This is a genomic window from Rhodococcus sp. BP22, from assembly GCF_014281965.1.
Taxonomy (GTDB): domain Bacteria; phylum Actinomycetota; class Actinomycetes; order Mycobacteriales; family Mycobacteriaceae; genus Rhodococcoides.
In genome coordinates this window covers 209,957-226,491 of sequence record NZ_JACFTB010000004.1, presented here as the reverse complement: position 1 = coordinate 226,491, position 16,535 = coordinate 209,957, and the positions used below count along the sequence as shown (strand labels likewise).

The window sequence follows — 16,535 nt, the reverse complement described above, 5'->3', positions numbered from 1 at the left end:
TCCTCGCTCCGAACTACAGTTTCACGTATGAAGCACGTCGTCCTTCTTCGCGGAATCAACGTAGGTGGCATCAATATCAAGATGGTCGACCTGCGCGCAGCCTTGACCTCCGCGGGATTCGACGACGTTCGAACAATCCTCGCGACAGGCAACGTTGTGCTCGAAAGCACGCTACGTGCACCCGAAGTGAAGAAATCTGTAGAGAAGGTTCTGTCGGCGACCTTCGGATACGAGGCGTGGGTGATCGTCCTGGACGAGACGGCGCTGAAGTCGATCATCGAGAGCTACCCGTTCGACGCCGAACGTGACGGCTGGCATCCATACGTCATCTTCGGCAACGATGCCGACCATCTGCGCGAAGTAACCGGTATAGCAGACACTCTCGACCCCGAGCTGGAATCACTCGCCCCGGGCCACCGCGTCGTGTACTGGGAAGTGGTGCGGGGTCACACCACGGACAGCCGCGTCGGGAAATTTTTGGCCAAGGCGAAGTACAAGCCGACCACCACTACTCGGAATCTGCGGACGCTCGTCAAGATGCTGGCGTGAGCGTTGTCGCCGCAGCACTTGTTGCCGCAGTACTGATTTTCGCGATCTTCGCACCACGTTCTCTACCGGAGATCACGGTCGCGATCCCTGCCGCCGTTCTGACACTCCTGCTGGGACTGGTGACCGTAGACGACGCACGCAAACAGATTCTCGAGCTACTGCCGACGGTCGTGTTCCTGGTCTTCATTCTCGTATTGGCTCATCTGGCAGACGCACTCGGATTGTTCGCCTGGGTCGCATCGATCATGGCGCGATCCGCGAAGGGAAGCCCGCACCGGCTCCTCCTGTCGGTATTCCTCGCTGCTGCAATCACCACCGCAGTATTGAGCCTCGACGCGACGGTGGTACTTCTCACACCTGCGGTCATCGGTGCGGCACGGGCGCTGCGGATGCCTGCACGTCCGCACAGTTATGCCACTGCGCACCTGTCCAATTCGGCGTCGACGCTTCTGCCGGTGTCCAATCTGACAAATCTATTGGTGTTCTCGGCGACGGGATTGACGTTCGCACATTTCGCTGCGCTGATGGCACTGCCGTGGATTGTGGCGATCGTCATCGAGGGTGCCGTGTTCTGGATGTTCTTCCGCAAGGACTTGGTACGCACAGAGGCAGTGGACCCGACGCCCGAGGTGGCTGCGCCGATCGGCACGCTCGTCGTCCTGGGGATCACTCTCGTGGGTTTCGGCGTGTCCGGAGTTGTCGGTATCGAACCGTTCTGGGTAGCGGCAGCCGGATCGGTGGTCCTCGCCGTTCCGGCTTTACGCAATGGGTTCACTGTTCCGCGGCGAATCCTGCGGGCAGCGGATTTGAAGTTCTGCGGATTCGTGCTGTTGCTGGGCATCGTCGTCGAAGGCGTCACTTCGGGCCCCATCGGCCGGTGGCTCGGAGACATCCTCCCGACCGAGACCACGTTCCTGGGCCTGCTCTCGGCGGCCGCTATCGCTGCCGTCGCGGCCAACGTCGTCAACAACCTGCCCGCGACGCTGATGTTGTTGGCAGCGTTCGGCCCATCGGCGTCGCCCGGTCTACTGCTCGCCATGATCATCGGGGTGAACCTCGGACCCAACCTCACTTACGTCGGATCGCTGGCCATCATGTTGTGGCGTCGAGTGGGGGCCGCCAACCACGAGCCCGCAGACCTGCGGACCTTCACCGCGCTCGGCCTCGTCACGACTCCGCTGACCATTCTCGGTTCGACGGCCGCGCTCTGGTTGGTGCTACTTGTGTAGGTAGGACGTCTCGTTCACCAGGCGTACCGAGGCCCCACCGTCCGGGTAGAACTCCGCGATGCTCAGGGAGGCCAGATCGAGGTGCAGCCGGTAGAGGATCGACGGACCGACATCGAGCGCCAGCTGCAGCAACAACTTGATCGGTGTCACGTGTGTGACCACAACTACGGTGGATCCCGCATGCGCGGAAATCAGTTTCTCCCGTGCCGACTGGACCCTGGCGCGAACGACGTCGAAGCTCTCTCCGCCCGGCGGTGCTACCGATGTATCTCCAAGCCATTTCCGATGCACATCCGGATGATTCTCGCCTGCCTCCTTGAAGGTCAGGCCCTCCCAAGCTCCGAAATCTGTCTCGGTCAGCTCATCCAGAGTCGAGACGCGAAGCCCCATCTTGGCGGCGAGGGCGCCTGCCGTCTGCTGCGCTCTCGCCAGCGGCGAGGCGACGATCGCGGCAATGTCGTCACGCTGCGCGAGATACCCCGCGGCGGCCGATGCCTGCTGCGCACCAAGTTCGGTGAGAACCGGATTTCCGCGCCCGGAATATCGGCGTTCGACGGACAACGGTGTCTGACCATGACGCAGCAGCAGCAAACGCGTCGGTGCACCGACGGCACCGGTCCATCCCGGTCCAGCCGACTTCTCGGCCACCGGAGCAGCCGACTTCTCGGCCACCGGAGCAGCCGACTTTTCGACCACCGGCGCTGTCGGCCTGTCGGCCACGTGCACGGCAGGCTCGCGATTCTTACCCGCGGCCGCATCCATCGCCTCGTTCGCAAGTCGATCCGCATGGGAGTTCTCGGCCCGCGGAATCCACTGGTACGACACTCGATCGAAGCCGCGGACCAGAGCGGCCGCCTCGCGATTGAGCGGAATCATGTCCGGATGCTTGACCTTCCACCGACCCGCCATTTGTTCTACGACCAGCTTGGAGTCCATCCGGACGTCGACCTCACGGGCGCCGACGTCAGCGGCTGCAGTCAGACCGGCGATGAGGCCGCGATACTCGGCCACATTGTTGGTCGCGATGCCGAGCGCAAGGCGACGTTCGGCGAGAACCTCGGAGCGATCCGGGGACAGCACGACCGCACCATATCCAGCTGGTCCTGGATTTCCCCGAGAGCCACCGTCAGCTTCGACGATCACGCGGGTGTGGGCGGCGGAACTCAAATTCCGGACTCCTTCGTCCGCACGAGAATGGCGTTGCACTCCGAGCATCGGACGAGTTTGTCGGCCGGCGCGGCGGCGATTCGAGAGATCTCCCCGCGGTCCAACTCGATTCGGCACGCGCCGCAACGGCGAGCCTGAAGTAGAGCGGCACCGCGGCCGGACAGTGCGCGTTGCTTCTCGTAGATCGCCAGCAGATCTTCGGGGAGGCCTGACGCGAGTTCTGTTCGGCGGGCTGTCGCGCGTTGCTCGGCGGCATCGATGTCCGCTACTGCGTCATCGCGGCGCCGACCCGAATCGATGAGTTCGTCCTCGATCTGCGTCACCTGTGCACCGGCATGGTTGTAGTCGGTCTGGGACGCCTCACGACGTTCCATGACCTCGAGAAGCTCCTCTTCCAACAGGCCCTGACGACGTTCGAGGCTGGCGAGCTCGTGCTGCAATTCCGACATTTGCTTGGGTGCGATCGTTCCGCTGTCGAGCATCTTGCGGTCGCGGTCTTCGCGCTGACGGACAGCGTCGACTTCGTTTTCGAGTTTCTTGATATCGCGGTCGAGATCGTCCATCGACATCTGGACTGCAACGGCAGCGTCTCGACGTGAGACTCGCTCGGCCTCGAGCTTCTCGAACTCGGTCTGCTCCGGAAGCGTTCTACGCCGATGAGCGATCTGCGACAGTTCGGTATCCACTGAGGCCAGTTCGAGAAGTGAGGCCTGCACTCGGGGGTCGACATTCACGCGTGATGACTCCTGCGACTATGGAAGTTGATTCGGTCGAACCTTACCGGCTCGCGCGCCGACGGCGGACAAGAGTTGGTCCGTGGACTATTCCGACGCGGTCGTCGCCGCGCCGAGGGTCCAGGGGTCGGTTCTCGTTCTACTGACGCGGCTCCCCCATCCTGCGGTCTCGGCAAATTCTGCGTCGACGATGCTCCGGGCCTGCTCACACCATGGGTACTCCGACGCCCAATGCGCTACGTCGATCACCGCAGGGCCACCGCTGCGGAGATGTTCGTCGACGGGATGGTGCCGCAGATCCGATGTGAGGTAAACGTCGACTCCCAATGCCCGAACGGCGTCGAGAAACGAATCCCCCGCGCCACCGCACAGCGCAACAGTCCGCACGACTGTGTCGGGATCACCGGCTGTGCGCACACCCCACGCTGTGTCCGGCAGTGCACGACGCACCCGTTCGCTGAATTCGCGAAGCGTGGTCGGCGACGCGAGCGTGCCGATCCGTCCGAGGCCGGTCGAGGTCGGCAGGCGGGCCTCCTCGAAGATGTCGAATGCGGGCTCTTCGTAAGGGTGCACGGCGGTGAGTGCACCGAGAACGGTCTGCCGCGCCGACGCCGGGGCAACCACTTCGATACGGTCCTCGCTCACCTGCTCGAGGCTTCCCACCGCACCGATCGCCGGCTCGGCCCCGACCTCCGGACGAAACTGGCCGATGCCTTCGACGGTCCAACTGCATTCGCGGTAGTTGCCGATCGCACCGGCGCCCGCGCCGAACAATGCCGAGCGAACGGCGGAACTGTGAGTCTTCGGAACGAGAACGACCCACTTGTCGACCGCGGGTGCGTCGATCGGCTCGATGGGACGCGAGACGGCGACCCCGAGGACCGCGGCCAACGCGTCGGACACGCCGGGATCGGCGGAGTCCGCGTTGGTGTGGGCGGTGAACAACGCACATCCCGCCTTGACGAGGCGGTGGATCAAGGCGCCTTTCGGGGTATCGGCTGCGACGGTGTCGACTCCACGCAGGAGCAGCGGGTGGTGTGCGACCAATAGATCGGCGCCCCACTCGAGTGCCTCCTCGACGACGTCCGCGGTCGCATCGACGGTGTACATCACCTTGCGCACCCGGTCGGTTGGGTCTCCGCACACCAGGCCGACCGAGTCCCAACTCTCGGCGAGCCGAGGGGGGTATGCGGCGTCGAGCACCGCCACCACGTCGGCCAACTTCACTGTCTGATCGCTCATGCTGATTCTCCCTCTGCACGTGCTCTGGCCAGAGCTTCGACGAGTATGTCGACCTGTTCGCGCCCGCGGACCGCCACCCGCAGGTGGTCGGTGGTCAATCCTGGAAAGGTGTCGCCTCGCCGCACTGCCACACCTCGAGCGCGTAGTCGAATCCTGAGGTCTGCGGCACCGGGCATTCGCAGCAGCAGGAACGGGGCGCGGGCGTCGGGGGCGACGTCGATACCGAGGCTTCGCAGTCGCTCGGTCATCGAGGCCCGGTCTGCGGCGATCGTCTCGGCTTTCGCCGCAGCCGCGTCCACCGCTGCGGGTTCGCTGCATGCGGTGATCGCCTCTATCTGGAGAGTGCCCAGCGGCCAGTGCGCTCGGCCGCGGGTCAACCTGGCCAGCAGGTCGGGGTGGCCCAGTGCGTAACCGCATCGCAATCCCGCCAGCGCCCAGGTCTTGGTCAGACTTCTCAGCACGAGGACGTCGGGAAGACTCACCGACGCCAGCGAGTGATCCTCCCCCGTTATCGCGTCGGCGAATGCCTCGTCCACGACCAGCACACGCCCGGGCCTTCGCAGGGCCAACAGTGCTTCGCGTTCGTGGAGAACCGAGGTCGGATTGGTGGGATTGCCGACCACCACCATGTCCGCTTCGTCGGGAACGGCTGCGGGATCGAGCCGATACGGCTCCTGCAGGAGAACCTGCACGGTATCGACATCGGCTTCTCGCAACGCCCACTCGGGCTCGGTGAACGATGGGTGCACGACGGCAGCGAGACGTGGCTTCAGTCTCGGCAACATGGCGAATCCTTCGGCGCCCCCGGCGAGCAGAAGGACCTCTTCCGGTGACCGACGGTGGCGTCGTGCCACCATCTCGCGGGCCGCACGATCGGCTTTCTCGGTCGGATAGGCACCCAGCTTCGTGAGACTCGCAGCGAGGCGCGTCCGTAGCCACTCCGGCGGAGCGGTGCCTTGAACGTTGACTGCGAAGTCGACCATCCCGTCATCGACCTCTGCGTCACCGTGGTGACGCAGAGGTGACAGTGCCGCCGGTTCGGGGAGTTCGTTCATTGCCGGTGAGCGTAGTCGGCGGCCTCACCGATATGGTTTTCGTCATGACAAAGCTCGACCAACCGACTACCCGCGCCCAGGTCGTGCTCTTCGATCTCGATGGAACCCTCACCGATTCTGCGCCCGGGATTCTGGCCGGATTCCGGCACTCGTTGGCCACCGTCGGAGCGCCCGAACCGACGGAGAAGCAGCTGGCTCTGGTCATCGGTCCGCCGCTGCTCGATTCGTTCCGAACGATGGGGCTTGCCGAGGACGTGGCACAGCGGGCGCTCGCCGCCTACTTCGAGCGTTACGACGCGCAGGGCTGGGCCGAGAACTCGGTCTTCGACGGTATCGAGCCAGTTTTGGCAGATTTGAAGGCTCGCGGCGTCCGGTTGGGTGTCGCCACATCGAAGTCGGAACGGTTCGCGCACCGCATTCTGGACCACTTCGGCCTGTCGGAGTACTTCGAGTTCATCGGTGGAGCGAGTAACGACGGTGCACGCAGATCGAAGCCCGATGTGATCGCACATTCGCTGCGCAATCTCGGTCTCATTCCCAAGGAAATAGCCGACGGCGGAACCTCCGGCGTTCTGATGGTCGGCGATCGGGACCACGATGTTCACGGTGCGGCTCGGTTCGGCATTCCGACGGTCTACGTCGAGTGGGGTTACGGCATCGAAGGCGAGGACGATGACGCGTCATTCATCGTGACAACGATGGACGAGCTCGCAAAGGTGCTCGATGACAACACCGAATAGCGCGGTCGATCGACGCACGCTCCACGTGACATTCGTCTGCACCGGCAACATCTGCCGATCTCCGATGGCCGAGAAGGTGTTCGCCGGGCATCTCCGGGAGGCGGGGCTCGAAGAATCCGTCCGGGTGTCCAGTGCTGGGATCGACGGCTGGCACGAGGGCGAAGGGGCTGATCGGCGAACCGTCGCCGAACTACAAGCGCATGGCTACGAGAGCGATCATGAGGCCGCTCAGGTCGGAGACGACCATCTGACGGCCGATCTCATCGTCGCCTTGGACACCGGCCACGCCGAGGCGCTGCTGCAACTCGGCGCTCCCGCAGACCGAATCTCCCTGTTGCGATCGTTCGACGAGGATGCGAAGTCGAAGTCCGTCGCAGACCCCTATTACTCCTCCGACGATGCTTTCGTCGAGATTCGCGAGCAGATCGAGGCGGCTATGCCCGGACTCGTGCGTTGGGTGACCGGACGCCTCTGAGCCGGTGTGAGTGGCATGGTTGGTCGCTGAGGCTAACCTAGAGGCGTGCGAAGGTTCAGATTTCTGCTCCGTCCAGGTTGGTTGGCGCTGGCAGCTGTAGTTGCCATGTTCGCCTACTTCTGCTTTTCGGTCCTCGCCCCATGGCAGCTGGGCAAGAACACCGCGACGACACAACGAAACGAGCTGATCGACCAGTCGGTGAATGCCGAGCCCGTCGACATTTCCGAAGTTCTGGGCTCGACCGGATTCTCCTCGGACGATGAGTGGCGGCGAGTGGTCGCCACGGGTTCGTATCTTCAGGACAAGGAAGCGCTGGTTCGTCTACGCAGCATCCGCGAGCAGCCTGCATACGAAGTCATCACACCGTTTCAACTCCAGGATGGGCCGGTCGTCCTCGTCAATCGCGGATACGTCCTACCTGTGCAGGGAACGCAGCCTCCACCCATCGATCCCCCGCCCACCGGGGAGCTGACCCTCGACGCTCGACTTCGTCAGGCCGAGGGCACCTCACGTGAGCCGATCGAGGAAGCCGGGCGTCTGCAGGTCTACAACATCAATCCGGAACAGATCGGAACGGCCGTCGGCGTCGATGCCGTCGACGGATATTTGCAACTCGACGACAACCAACCCGGTGGTCTAGGGCTCATCGAGCTCCCGCAGACCGAGTCCGGGCCGTACTTGTCCTACGGACTGCAATGGCTCGCGTTCGGCATCATGGCACCACTCGGGCTCGCTTACTTCGCCCGCGCCGAGTGGCGTGAACGACGCAAGTCCAAGGAGCAGGACATCCTCGACACAGCATCGTCTTCAGTCGACTCGACCGATCTCCCCACGGACACACCATCGGCGAGCAGGCAGGACGAGGAACCCGAATTCACGTTGCCCACTCGTAAAGAACGACGTTCGAAGTCGAAGGCGAAGACGGAGTCAACGAATCGATCGGCCAACGATGTTCGCTTGGCCGATCGCTACGGCAAGAACAGCTGACACCACGGTCGTCCCGATCTGCACGATGAAGGACAGCGTTGCCGCCCTATCCAGATCGCTCGGCGTCGGAGCACGTCCGTGACCGAGGGTTGGCCGTATCTCCACGCCGTGCGCGTACTCGGTGCGGCCCCCGAGGCTTATTCCGAGTGCACCCGCAGCAGTTGCTTCGGCCACACCGGCATTGGGGCTCGGGTGCCGCGAGGCGTCACGGCGCCAGGCACGCAGCGACTCCGTCGATCGACCGCCAACCAAGGGTGCTGCGATCACAGTCGAGATACCGGTCAGTCGAGCCGGGATCAGGTTCACTGCGTCATCGAGGCGTGCGGCGAACCAACCGAAGCGCAGGTACCTCGAAGAGCGGTACCCGATCATCGCGTCCAACGTATTGATCGCCCGGTACCCGAGAATGCCGGGCACACCTGCCGCAGCACCCCAGAACATGACACCGACCGTGGCGTCGGAAGTGTTCTCGGCGATCGATTCCAACGATGCCCGTGCCAGTCCGTCAGTATCGAGCACACTCGGATCTCGACCACAGAGCGATGGAAGCAACGCACGTGCAGAGTCGAGATCGCCTGCCTCGAGGTGACGCGCCATCTGTGAACCCGTGCGCGACAGTGATGTCCCGCCGAGCGCTACCCAGGCGGCGGCCGCCGTCATCGCGGTGTCGGCGAGCGGGCCGCGTCGACGCGCGAACGACGCTGCCAGCACGCCCAATCCGATGGTGCCTCCCACCAGCGTCGCCGTGTGAACGACACCTGCCGACTTCGAATCCCGATAGCTGCTGGATTCGAGCAGTCCCGCGATCCGACCGAAGCCTGCAACAGGGTGCAACCGTCGTGGATCCCCCAGCACCCGGTCGAGGGCGAGCCCGAGTACCAGCCCCGCGGCACGTGATCGGGGGTCCCTCGCGCCATCCTTCACGACTCGAAAGTTCATGCGTCGACGGTAGCGAGCCGGAAGCCGAGCAGCTGCAGTGGGCAGGTCGGCGCGAGCGGCACATCGCGTGCCTCTATCGGAGTCCACTTCAGAACCGTGATCGAGAAGAGCATCCAGCCACTCGCCCAGCATGTGCTCACTTAGAATCGACCGTATGACTGCCGAAGGCACGACCCCCACCACCACGACGACGACCGGCATGCCGAGTTGGGCAAAGAAAAGCATCCTCATAGTGGTAGGCGTGCTGGCGTTGGTGATTGCGTACTTCATCCTCGCCGCGTTCCTACCGAGATGGTGGAGCATCCGTGTCGGAAATCTTTCCGATCAGGCGTTCAGCAAAGGAATTTCCTGGGGCTTGACGTTCGGCACTCTCTGCACATTGGTGCCATTACTGTTGTTCACGGTGGCATGGGCCGTCCGCAAGCGCCGGGGCGGCAAAGTCATCGCCATCATCGCCCTCGTCTTGGCCGTCGCGACTGCTATTCCGAACCTGCTGACGCTCTCGATCGTTCTCGGCGGCAACAATGCTTCCCACGCGGGTGAACGAACTCTCGACACCGAAGCTCCCGGATTTCGGGGTGCGAGCCTGGTCGGCGCAGTCATCGCGATCGTGCTGTTCGCGCTCTTGACGTTCGTGGTTGTCCGGGGGCAGCGTCGGCGAGCGCAGAAGCGTCTGAACGCAGCAACGACGAACCCGGCGGCATCCGGCCCAACTCAGGGAACGACAGGGGCCTTCCCACCGTCGTAAGGCTCGATCGTCACCAGCGCCTCCGGTTCGAACGTCAAGGTCACCGGTTCACCACCGTCGGAGACGGTCACGACGACCGACAAGCCTTCCTGACCGACCGACTCGATGCGCCCTCGCGAATCCCCCGCTTCATCCACGAGCGAATAGTCGCCTACCTGGACGAGCAGCTCTTCTGCCGAGACAGTCCGACGGCCACCGAAATCTTCCACAGTCATTCCCTCACCGTAGGCGAGGAATCGCCGTGCGTCATTCGTGCCCGTCGGGCGGATCGGTCACCAGCACATCATCTGCTGGAATCACGATCGGGAGTTCGACGCGACGCTCTTCCCAGCTTGGGTATCCCGGCCGAATCCACACGCGAGTGTCATCCAGCTGGACCAGCACCATCCGGCGCCACTGCCAGGACGGTTCGGGGCTACGCAGGTCGGTCTCACGTGAAATCGGTATCGGCGCAAACGCCCAACAGGGCACCGATAGTGACGAGAGCCCCGCCGTGACGAGGACCTCGGCAGCATCGAGCACATGCAGCCCGGTCGCGACGAGATGACCGACCGGATTGACGGCGTCGACGGAGTATTCGTCGTAGTTCTCCGACAACGTCCATCCCACGAGCTCGCCGTCGGACGGACGTGTCACCGGGAGCCTGCTGCGCCACCGACCGATATCCACCCGCCCCACTGTACGGTTCCGGATCCTGCATCTCACTGCACACAACAGGGCCGAAACGGCGGGATCACGTCGAAAACGGCCAGTAGTGTGCAGTCAGTTGCGCTCTTGTGCCGATAAGAGGAGTCGAACCATGGTTGCCCACATCTCGTTTCCGAGGTTTCTGAAGCTCGGCCCAGGCGCAGTCGAGGAACTCGGGTCGGTTCTAGTGGACCTGAACGTCGAACGTCCGCTACTCGTCACCGACGCATTCATGGTCGGCAACGGTTCTGCCGATCGACTGATTCGCATCATCGAGGCGGCGGGCAAAAAGGTGGCACTGTTCTCCGACACGGTCCCCGATCCCACGACCGACTCGTTGCAGGCCGGCGTCGACGCGGTGAAGGCACACGACGCCGACGTCGTCATCGGGTTCGGTGGCGGCAGTCCGATGGACACAGCCAAAGCGCTGGCGGTGCTGGCCGGGCAGGGCGGTGCGATGCGCGAGTACAAGGCGCCGCGCACCTACGCAGGCCCAGCACTTCCCATCGTCGCCATCCCCACGACCGCAGGAAGCGGTTCGGAAGCAACGCAATTCACCATCATTACCGATCTCGCAACCGACGAGAAGATGCTGTGTCCGGGCTTGTCGTTTCTGCCGATCGCGTCGATCGTGGATTCGGAACTCACGATGTCGATGCCTCCACGCCTGACGGCGGATACGGGTATCGATGCATTGACACATGCCATCGAGGCCTACGTCAGCAAGAAGGCAAACCCGATCTCCGACGGACTCGCACTGTCCGCGATGAAGTCGATCGGCCTGTTCCTTTTGAGGGCTTATCGTGACGGGTCCGACCGCGAGGCCCGAGATGCGATGATGCACGCCTCGACACAGGCAGGTATGGCGTTCTCGAATGCAAGCGTCTGCCTGGTGCACGGTATGAGCAGGCCTATCGGTGCACATTTCCATGTGGCACACGGTCTTTCCAACGCCATGCTTCTGCCTGCTGTCACCAAGTTCTCCATCCCTGGCGCGCGTGATCGATACGCCGATTGTGCGCGCCAGCTCGGTACCGCAGAACGTTCCGACTCCGACGAGGTCGCATCGGCGAAGCTCATCGACTTCATCGATACCCTCTGCGCAACCGTCGAGGTACCCACACCCAGCACCTACGGAATCGACATCTCACGCTGGGAGGAGCTCATCCCGCTCATGGCGGAGCAGGCACTGGCTTCGGGCTCCCCGTCGAACAATCCGGTGGTGCCCACGGCCGACGACATCGCCGAGCTGTACCGCAGCGCGTACTGAAGTTCCACGTGAAAGAGGTTGGCGTCGAGGAAATCTCACACCCTGCCCCATGATGGAAGAACGCACACGCGTCGAGTGCTCGTATTCGACGCCTACGCTGAGGGCGTGAGCCCTTCATCGGACGTTGTCACCATTGTCGGAGCCGGTATGGCAGGCGCTGCGTGTGCCGCAGTTCTTCGAGCCGCCGAGGTGCCGTTTCGTCTCGTCGAGCGCGGTCGCGCTGTCGGTGGACGAATGGCTTCCCCGCTACTGCACGGCCGTCGGGTCGACGTCGGGGCCGGCTACTTCACGGTTCGTGACCCGGAGTTCGCCGCCGTCGTAGACCGCTGGGACATTGCCGGTTCGGCCCGACCGTGGACCGACACCTTCGGCGTGCTCGTCCCCGGTGAAGACCCCGGCACCAGTGCCGGGCCCACACGGTGGGCGACACCGAACGGGCTCAGGTCCCTGGTCCGTGCACTTCTCGACGGCATCGACGTGGACCACGAAGACATCACCGAACTTCCCGAGGGCGACGTCGTGCTCGCGATGCCCGATCCGCAGGCCGGACGGCTCACTCCTGTTCCCGACGCCGTCGACTACGACCCCGTTATCGCGGTCGTCCTCGGTTTCGAATCGTTGACATTGCCTTTTCGAGACGCGGCGTTCGTCAACGAACATCCTGACATCCAATTCGTCGCCGATGACGGTGCTCGACGTGGCGACGGCGCACCGGTGCTCGTCGCCCACACGACGCCCGGGTGTGCGCGAGCGCATCTGCAGAACCCCGACAGTGCTGTCGAACCGGTGGTGAATGCCCTACGGGAAGTGCTCGACGCTCCTGCACCGATATGGACTCACGCACATCGGTGGTCCTTCGGCAAACCTGCCGACCACCATCCGAGCACCTTCTCCATCATCGAATCCGGTGGCCGCACAATCAGTTTCGCCGGTGATCAATGGAGCCCAGCCGGCCCGCCTCGCGTCGAGAGCGCGTGGAGGTCTGGAACCGATCTGGGTAGAGCACTGGCCGCGCTACGCCTATGACGCACGTCTTATCACTACCGATTGCTTAGTGTACGAACTATTCGCGTACACTCGAATTCATGCCCGCCACCGACGACGATCCCCTCGCGCTCGACCGCCAAGTGTGTTTCGCATTGGCTGTGGCAAACCGCGCGGTGCTGTCGGTGTATCGCCCACTTCTCGAACCGATGGGTCTCACCCATCCGCAGTACCTGGTGATGCTTGCCCTCTGGGGTGAGTCACCGATGTCCGTGAAATCCATCGGCGCCGCACTCTCACTCGATTCACCCACGCTCTCACCACTGCTCAAAAGGCTCGAAGCCAACGGCCTCGTCTCCAGAACCCGCAGCAGCAGCGATGAGCGCCAATTAGAGATCCGCCTTACCGAATCCGGTCTCGCCCTGCGAGATGAAGCGGTCGCAATTCCACCCGCCGTAGTGGCGAAGCTGGGGGTCGACATCGCGGAACTGGAAGAACTTCACCGAGTGCTCGGACGAATCAACCGGGCTGCCATCACAGCAGGAGCATTGTCGTGACATCACCGGCTTTTCGAACCAACGAGAATCGACCAGCCGCCACCAAGCCGAATTTCGTGCAGTGGCTCGGCTACGTCGCGGGCAAGCGTCTGCCGCTGTCGATGCAGGACTGGGTGAAGAACGACTTGGTCGGCAAAGGCGCTGTGTCGCGCCACCTCTTTCGTTCGATGATTCCGTTCCTGCCGATCTTTGTCGGATTCCTCGTGCTGTTTCCTGGCGCACTGTGGCTCCGCGGGTCGATGGTGTTGCTTTCCGTTCTGCTCGCAATGTTCTACACAGTTGCGTTCATGGATCTCAACCGCGGCAGAAGACTTCAGGTGCACGGTCTACCTGCGGATCTGAAGAGCGACCGCAAGCGGGCTGCCCTCGACGACGAGCGGGCGCGTTACGAGAAGTTGCATCTTCGAGATCGTTGAGGGCAATCGACCGAACCCTCAGCCGGCGAACACGATCCGCGTCGACACCGCAACCAGTGCGCGCAGAAGACTCTTCGATGGGTGCTTACTCAGCGGACCGCCGTCCATGCGCAATGTGTGAACCGTCATCAGTAGTTCGATGAGCGATCTCGTCGACAACGAGTGCGATGCATGCTCGATCGCTGCAGCGCGTTTGCTGGCGGGTACCGGACTCGGCGACAGGTACTTGAAGGCCTGCTGAATGTGCTGGTCCTCGAACTCTCGACGGACAGCTGCCGCCCCCGACGTCGCGCCCGGCATCTGACAATGCACCAATCGCGACTCGTTCGGATGAGCCTCCACCCAGTGCCAGACTGCGACGATCATCGCTTCGAGTGACGGGTCAGAGTTGGGATCCTCCTCTGCCCGAACACCTGCCACAACTTCGTCGACCATGTCCAGCACTCGACGCATCGCCAGTTCGAACAATTCGTCCTTGCCCGCGAAGTGGTAGTACACGGCCGAGGGCACTACATCCGCCTCGTCGGCAACATCCTGAACACTGGCGTCCGCAAAACTCTTCGCAGCGAAGACGCGAATGGCAGCATCGACGATATCTTCTCTGCGAGATGGCCGGTGCGGTGACTTCTTCTCCACGTGTTGCTTCGCCCCCTGCTCGATCAACGCTTCCCTCACCCCCGTAAGTCGAAGCACTAGTCTTGCATGACCCGAGTCCCAGGAGAGTGAATGTCAGCAACAGTGAGGCGTCCTGCTCATCGTCCTTCCCGTCGTGGAGTGATCGTCGAGGCGGCGTTCGAACTCTTCGCATCGGGTCCGGTCGACGACGTGACCGTTGTCGACATCGCGGCTGCCGCCGATATGACCTCGGCTGCGATCTACTACCACTACCCCTCCCGCGAGGAGATCCTGCTCGAGGGGCTTCGCGAGTTCTCCACCGGCTACGTCGCCGAAATCGAACGCATCGCAACCGAGGACGTCCTACCGGCGCCCAGTATGGGTGCCTTCGTCGAACCGTTCATGACGTGGCTGGATCAGAATCGAACGCGCGCACTCGTCTACTTCGTACAGTCCAGGGGCGCGAGTCAGCAGGTGGAGGCGATCCGACGCGACAACAGCAGCGCGCTGATTCCAATCTTCGCGCGAGCGGCCAAGAAAACACGCGAGAAGCTACCCGCAGCGGAAGCCAGCATCATTGCAGTTGCGCTGATCGCCCAGATCGAAACGTTCGCTTCGGCGTTCCTGTCCCACGATGCTTCGTTCTCGACACTGGGCCGGCGCGCATTTATCGAATCCGGGGCGAAACTGGCAGATCACATCGCAGGTACGACGACAGTCTGATCGATACTCGGGCGTGTTCGTCGCACCTGCGAACGTGGCGTGGGTGCGAGGCTTGACACAAGCCGAGTGGGTGGTGGGCGCAGAGGGGTTCGAACCCCCGACCGCTGGTGTGTAAAACCAGAGCTCTACCGCTGAGCTATACGCCCGAGTCACATTTGGGCCGAGGCCGTTTGTGACGCTTGGAGAAATTTATCGTGTCTGAGCGATTTCTCCAATTCCGCATGTCAACGCCCTGCTTGTGAGTGAAAATGCGTCCGGTGGGGCGCACTTCCACTCACAAGAGGCGAAGTTCGTCTACGTGTCCAGAACGGACAATGCTTCGTTCCACGCAGACGGATCACGAGCTTCGCCGGGTTGATTCATCTCGGCGAACCGGACAGTGCCCGATTTGTCGACGACGAATGTTCCCCGGTTGGCGAAGCCGGCTTTCTCGTTGAAGACGCCGTACGCCTGTGCCACGGCACCATGTGGCCAGAAATCGGACAGAAGAGGGAAGGTGTAGCCCTGTTCTGCTGCCCAGATCTTGTGCGTCGGAGGCGGCCCAACCGATATTGCAAGGATTGCGGTGTCATCGTTTTCGAACTTGGGCAGTTCGTCGCGCACCTTGCACAGCTCACCCTGGCAGGTGCCGGTGAAAGCTAGCGGATAGAAGACCAGAAGGACGTTCTTGACGCCGCGATACGACGACAAGCTCACTTCCTGATTGTTCTGGTCTTTGAGTGTGAAGTCCGGCGCCTGTGCGCCTACCTCGAGTGGCATCGAATCGGATTCCTGTTCTCGGGCACTACCGCTTGGTTGCCCGCGTCTTAGGCTGAACCAGTCGGCTACCGATCCAGTCTCCGAGGTTGGCCGCCGAAGTCTGCGTCAACCCCGCGGTCGGTGCCGATTCGGCGATTTCACTCGGTTCGACGTGTCCCGGGAGTCCGGTTTTAGGACTGAGTACCCAGACGAAACCATCGTCCGAGAGAGGTCCGATCGCGTCCATGAGGGCGTCGACAAGGTCACCGTCGCCGTCGCGCCACCACAGCAGCACTACGTCGATCACCTCGTCGGAGTCCTCGTCGAGGGTCTCACCACCAATGGTGTCCTCGACATCCGCACGCAGATCGTCGTAAGTGTCCTCGTCCCAGCCCAGTTCCTGAACGACCAAGTCGCGAGTGATACCAAGTTTCTGAGCGTAGTTCTGAGCGTCCGCCGCGGCGACCACGGTGGTGACCTCCTTGCATAGTGGGTGAAGTAGTGCAAGCGAACAGGGTTTGCGCCGTATCCGCAAGCTGACCGCGCCGAAATTGCGTAGATAAATTTCTACTGGTGGGTATTGGGACTCTCCTTTACCTGCCTCGGAGATGTGTAGGAGGATTGATGAGAATCACCGGAATGAGGAATGTCGATCGCCGTCACAGAAGGCGAAAGGCCTG

Annotated in this window: 22 protein-coding genes and 1 tRNA gene; 11 read left to right on the top strand and 12 right to left on the bottom strand. The window is 62.7% G+C overall.

Features of this window, described 5'->3' with window-relative positions; genetic code table 11:
* The first annotated feature begins 27 nt into the window (after positions 1–27).
* Positions 28–549 (top strand): DUF1697 domain-containing protein, encoded by a 522-nt coding sequence (locus H2510_RS10680; protein WP_186628302.1) that lies wholly within the window; start codon positions 28–30, stop codon positions 547–549.
* Positions 546–1,778 (top strand): SLC13 family permease, encoded by a 1,233-nt coding sequence (locus H2510_RS10675; protein WP_186628301.1) that lies wholly within the window; start codon positions 546–548, stop codon positions 1,776–1,778. Before H2510_RS10680 ends, H2510_RS10675 begins: the two co-directional genes overlap by 4 nt.
* Here H2510_RS10675 and H2510_RS10670 read toward each other — a convergent pair.
* The 4 genes from H2510_RS10670 to cobC form a co-directional block, all read right to left on the bottom strand.
* Positions 1,767–2,945, bottom strand: coding sequence for a bifunctional RNase H/acid phosphatase (locus tag H2510_RS10670; RefSeq protein ID WP_261392854.1), 1,179 nt, complete (start codon positions 2,943–2,945; stop codon positions 1,767–1,769). The two genes, H2510_RS10675 and H2510_RS10670, sit on opposite strands and share 12 nt — an antisense overlap.
* Positions 2,942–3,679, bottom strand: coding sequence for a zinc ribbon domain-containing protein (locus H2510_RS10665; protein ID WP_186628299.1), 738 nt, complete (start codon positions 3,677–3,679; stop codon positions 2,942–2,944). Before H2510_RS10665 ends, H2510_RS10670 begins: the two co-directional genes overlap by 4 nt.
* An 87-nt stretch (positions 3,680–3,766) precedes the next feature.
* Positions 3,767–4,921: a Nif3-like dinuclear metal center hexameric protein gene (locus tag H2510_RS10660; RefSeq protein WP_186628298.1), complete on the bottom strand. Its 1,155-nt coding sequence runs from the start codon at positions 4,919–4,921 to the stop codon at positions 3,767–3,769.
* Complete coding sequence (gene cobC, locus H2510_RS10655) at positions 4,918–5,976, bottom strand: Rv2231c family pyridoxal phosphate-dependent protein CobC (RefSeq protein ID WP_186628297.1); 1,059 nt, start codon at positions 5,974–5,976, stop codon at positions 4,918–4,920. Before cobC ends, H2510_RS10660 begins: the two co-directional genes overlap by 4 nt.
* 44 nt (positions 5,977–6,020) lie before the next feature.
* On the opposite strand from cobC, the gene H2510_RS10650 reads away from it, so the two are divergent.
* The 3 genes from H2510_RS10650 to H2510_RS10640 are packed head-to-tail and all read left to right on the top strand — an operon-like array spanning position 6,021 to position 8,178.
* Positions 6,021–6,716 carry an HAD-IA family hydrolase gene (locus tag H2510_RS10650; protein WP_186628296.1) on the top strand — a complete coding sequence of 232 codons (696 nt, stop codon included), beginning with the start codon at positions 6,021–6,023 and terminating at the stop codon, positions 6,714–6,716.
* On the top strand, positions 6,700–7,191 hold the full coding sequence (locus H2510_RS10645; RefSeq protein WP_176225000.1) for a low molecular weight protein-tyrosine-phosphatase: 492 nt from the start codon (positions 6,700–6,702) through the stop codon (positions 7,189–7,191). The genes H2510_RS10650 and H2510_RS10645 overlap by 17 nt, the downstream gene beginning before the upstream one ends.
* A 45-nt stretch (positions 7,192–7,236) precedes the next feature.
* Complete coding sequence (locus H2510_RS10640; protein ID WP_186628295.1) at positions 7,237–8,178, top strand: SURF1 family protein; 942 nt, start codon at positions 7,237–7,239, stop codon at positions 8,176–8,178.
* Here the strand turns inward: H2510_RS10640 and H2510_RS10635 are convergent.
* Positions 8,119–9,117 (bottom strand): cobalamin biosynthesis protein, encoded by a 999-nt coding sequence (locus H2510_RS10635; protein WP_186628294.1) that lies wholly within the window; start codon positions 9,115–9,117, stop codon positions 8,119–8,121. The two genes, H2510_RS10640 and H2510_RS10635, sit on opposite strands and share 60 nt — an antisense overlap.
* On the bottom strand, positions 9,114–9,257 hold the full coding sequence (locus H2510_RS10630; RefSeq protein ID WP_186628293.1) for a hypothetical protein: 144 nt from the start codon (positions 9,255–9,257) through the stop codon (positions 9,114–9,116). The genes H2510_RS10635 and H2510_RS10630 overlap by 4 nt, the downstream gene beginning before the upstream one ends.
* Before the next feature lie 14 nt (positions 9,258–9,271).
* Between H2510_RS10630 and H2510_RS10625 the strand changes: the two genes are divergently transcribed.
* Positions 9,272–9,865 carry a permease gene (locus H2510_RS10625; RefSeq protein WP_261392852.1) on the top strand — a complete coding sequence of 198 codons (594 nt, stop codon included), beginning with the start codon at positions 9,272–9,274 and terminating at the stop codon, positions 9,863–9,865.
* On the opposite strand, the gene H2510_RS10620 is transcribed toward H2510_RS10625, so the two are convergent.
* Both H2510_RS10620 and H2510_RS10615 read right to left on the bottom strand, forming a co-directional pair.
* Positions 9,832–10,080 (bottom strand): hypothetical protein, encoded by a 249-nt coding sequence (locus H2510_RS10620; protein WP_186628292.1) that lies wholly within the window; start codon positions 10,078–10,080, stop codon positions 9,832–9,834. The genes H2510_RS10625 and H2510_RS10620 overlap by 34 nt on opposite strands.
* A 31-nt stretch (positions 10,081–10,111) precedes the next feature.
* Positions 10,112–10,534, bottom strand: coding sequence for a hypothetical protein (locus tag H2510_RS10615; RefSeq protein ID WP_315901326.1), 423 nt, complete (start codon positions 10,532–10,534; stop codon positions 10,112–10,114).
* Between the two features lie 130 nt (positions 10,535–10,664).
* Between H2510_RS10615 and H2510_RS10610 the strand changes: the two genes are divergently transcribed.
* The 4 genes from H2510_RS10610 (at position 10,665) to H2510_RS10595 (ending at position 13,779) form a co-directional block, all read left to right on the top strand.
* Positions 10,665–11,822 carry an iron-containing alcohol dehydrogenase gene (locus H2510_RS10610; RefSeq protein ID WP_186628291.1) on the top strand — a complete coding sequence of 386 codons (1,158 nt, stop codon included), beginning with the start codon at positions 10,665–10,667 and terminating at the stop codon, positions 11,820–11,822.
* Between the two features lie 105 nt (positions 11,823–11,927).
* A complete protein-coding gene (locus H2510_RS10605) occupies positions 11,928–12,848 on the top strand; it encodes an NAD(P)-binding protein (protein WP_315901325.1) in 921 nt (306 codons plus the stop codon).
* 59 nt (positions 12,849–12,907) lie between these two features.
* Entirely contained in the window at positions 12,908–13,363 is a 456-nt protein-coding gene (locus H2510_RS10600) for a MarR family winged helix-turn-helix transcriptional regulator (protein WP_186628290.1), read from the top strand.
* Positions 13,360–13,779, top strand: coding sequence for a DUF5313 family protein (locus H2510_RS10595; RefSeq protein WP_186628289.1), 420 nt, complete (start codon positions 13,360–13,362; stop codon positions 13,777–13,779). Before H2510_RS10600 ends, H2510_RS10595 begins: the two co-directional genes overlap by 4 nt.
* A gap of 18 nt (positions 13,780–13,797) precedes the next feature.
* Here the strand turns inward: H2510_RS10595 and H2510_RS10590 are convergent, their stop codons facing one another.
* Positions 13,798–14,454: a TetR/AcrR family transcriptional regulator gene (locus tag H2510_RS10590; protein ID WP_315901324.1), complete on the bottom strand. Its 657-nt coding sequence runs from the start codon at positions 14,452–14,454 to the stop codon at positions 13,798–13,800.
* Between the two features lie 51 nt (positions 14,455–14,505).
* Here H2510_RS10590 and H2510_RS10585 point away from each other — a divergent pair, with 51 nt between their 5' ends.
* Positions 14,506–15,117: a TetR/AcrR family transcriptional regulator gene (locus tag H2510_RS10585; protein ID WP_186628288.1), complete on the top strand. Its 612-nt coding sequence runs from the start codon at positions 14,506–14,508 to the stop codon at positions 15,115–15,117.
* A gap of 71 nt (positions 15,118–15,188) precedes the next feature.
* On the opposite strand, the gene H2510_RS10580 is transcribed toward H2510_RS10585, so the two are convergent.
* From H2510_RS10580 to H2510_RS10570, 3 genes are all read right to left on the bottom strand, one after another.
* Positions 15,189–15,263: transfer RNA gene (locus tag H2510_RS10580), tRNA-Val, on the bottom strand.
* A gap of 148 nt (positions 15,264–15,411) precedes the next feature.
* Positions 15,412–15,876, bottom strand: coding sequence for a peroxiredoxin (locus tag H2510_RS10575; protein WP_088945688.1), 465 nt, complete (start codon positions 15,874–15,876; stop codon positions 15,412–15,414).
* A gap of 25 nt (positions 15,877–15,901) precedes the next feature.
* Positions 15,902–16,324: a DUF3052 domain-containing protein gene (locus tag H2510_RS10570; RefSeq protein ID WP_084346699.1), complete on the bottom strand. Its 423-nt coding sequence runs from the start codon at positions 16,322–16,324 to the stop codon at positions 15,902–15,904.
* Positions 16,325–16,535 lie beyond the last annotated feature (211 nt).

Coding starts and splice junctions, on each gene's coding strand:
- H2510_RS10680 (WP_186628302.1), top strand. CDS start 28: ATGAAGCACGTCGTCCTTCTTCGCGGAATCAACGTAGGTGGCATCAAT.
- H2510_RS10660 (WP_186628298.1), bottom strand. CDS start 4,921: ATGAGCGATCAGACAGTGAAGTTGGCCGACGTGGTGGCGGTGCTCGAC.
- cobC (WP_186628297.1), bottom strand. CDS start 5,976: ATGAACGAACTCCCCGAACCGGCGGCACTGTCACCTCTGCGTCACCAC.
- H2510_RS10650 (WP_186628296.1), top strand. CDS start 6,021: ATGACAAAGCTCGACCAACCGACTACCCGCGCCCAGGTCGTGCTCTTC.
- H2510_RS10645 (WP_176225000.1), top strand. CDS start 6,700: ATGACAACACCGAATAGCGCGGTCGATCGACGCACGCTCCACGTGACA.
- H2510_RS10635 (WP_186628294.1), bottom strand. CDS start 9,117: ATGAACTTTCGAGTCGTGAAGGATGGCGCGAGGGACCCCCGATCACGT.
- H2510_RS10625 (WP_261392852.1), top strand. CDS start 9,272: ATGACTGCCGAAGGCACGACCCCCACCACCACGACGACGACCGGCATG.
- H2510_RS10620 (WP_186628292.1), bottom strand. CDS start 10,080: ATGACTGTGGAAGATTTCGGTGGCCGTCGGACTGTCTCGGCAGAAGAG.
- H2510_RS10610 (WP_186628291.1), top strand. CDS start 10,665: ATGGTTGCCCACATCTCGTTTCCGAGGTTTCTGAAGCTCGGCCCAGGC.
- H2510_RS10600 (WP_186628290.1), top strand. CDS start 12,908: ATGCCCGCCACCGACGACGATCCCCTCGCGCTCGACCGCCAAGTGTGT.
- H2510_RS10585 (WP_186628288.1), top strand. CDS start 14,506: ATGTCAGCAACAGTGAGGCGTCCTGCTCATCGTCCTTCCCGTCGTGGA.
- H2510_RS10575 (WP_088945688.1), bottom strand. CDS start 15,876: ATGCCACTCGAGGTAGGCGCACAGGCGCCGGACTTCACACTCAAAGAC.